Raw genomic sequence first — 1,351 nt, forward strand, 5'->3', positions numbered from 1 at the left:
CACCGCCCTCCTCCTCACCGTGGTCGTGCTCGCCCTCCCAGGTCGCCGCACCGGGGACGCGTGCGGGCGACGGGGCCCGTCCGTGCTGCCGTCCGCGCTCACGAGCGGGGGCACCCCGAGGTCCGCGTCCGGCAGGGGCGGACGGACCGCCGCGCTCGCGCTGGCCGCCGTCGCGCTCGCCGCCGCGCTCGCCTCCGCAGGCGTCCGCTCGGCCGAGTCGTCGTCCGGCCTCCTGCCCGACCTCGTCGAGCGGCGGGCCGTCGTGGAGGTCCTCGTCAAGGTCGTGGCCGACCCCTCCGCGGTCCGCGCGGCGACCGGTGCGGCCATCGGTCCCGACGCCCCCGCGGGGACCGCGGGCCGGGCCGCGACCTCCCCGCCCGAGCGGTGGGTCGTCCGGGGGCGCGCGCTCGAGGTCGTGGGGCGCGGTGCGGCCGGTGGCGCCCGGGGCGGTCTCCTCCTCGTGGGCGGCCGGCAGGTCGCCGAGCTGGGGCGCGACCAGGAGGTCACCGTCGTCGGGCGCCTCGTCCCCACCGAGCCCGGGGACGACGTCGTCGCGCTCCTGCGGGTGCAGGGCCCCCTGCGTGCGGTCCGTCCCCCCACCGGGTGGCGAGGCGGGGCCGCGCACCTGCGGGCGGGCCTGAGGACGGCGGTCGAGCCCCTGCCCGCCGACCCGCGGGGTCTGCTGCCGGGCCTGGTGGTCGGGGACACCACCGCCCTCCCCGCCGACTTGGAGGACGCCATGCGCACCGCCGGGCTCGCCCACCTCACCGCGGTGAGCGGCGGCAACACGGCCGTCCTCGTCGCCGCCGCCGCGGGAGGCGCCGCGCTCCTCGGCGCCCGGCGGCTCGCCCGGGCCGCCCTCGCCGGGGCCGCGCTCACCGCGTTCGTGGCCGTGGCGGGGCCGGAGCCCAGCGTGCTGCGTGCGGGCGTGATGGCGGCCGCCGCGCTCGTCGGGCTGCTCGCGGCCCGGCCGGGGCGCGGCGTGCCGCCGCTGGCGGCGGCCGTCGTCGTGCTCGTCGTCCTCGACCCGTCGACCTCGCGCTCCGTCGGCTTCGCGCTCTCGGTGCTCGGCACCGGCGCGCTCCTCCTGCTGGCCCGGCCGTGGGCCGCGGCCCTCGGGCGGGTCGTGCCGGAGCGGGCGGCCGTCGTCGTCGCGGTGCCCCTGGCCGCGCAGGCGGTCTGCGCGCCCGTCCTCCTGCTGCTCGACCCGCGGGTCTCCCTCGTCGCCGTGCCCGCCAACGTGCTCGCGGCCCCGGCGGTGGCGCCCGCCACCGTGCTCGGCGTCTCCGCGCTCGCGGTGGCGCCCCTCTCGCCGGCCCTCGCCCACGTCCTCGCCGTCCCCGCCGGGTGG

The 1,351-nt window shown here is 81.6% G+C and carries 1 protein-coding gene; it reads left to right on the plus strand.

The genetic code is table 11. The annotated features are described in order from the left end of the window. Window positions 1-82: 82 nt before the first annotated feature. Window positions 83-1,351 (plus strand): ComEC/Rec2 family competence protein (locus HLB09_RS17145; RefSeq protein ID WP_171204494.1); only part of this gene is annotated, 1,269 nt, incomplete at its 3' end.

This window comes from Pseudokineococcus marinus (assembly GCF_013004605.1).
Classification (GTDB): Bacteria; Actinomycetota; Actinomycetes; order Actinomycetales; family Quadrisphaeraceae; genus Pseudokineococcus; species Pseudokineococcus marinus.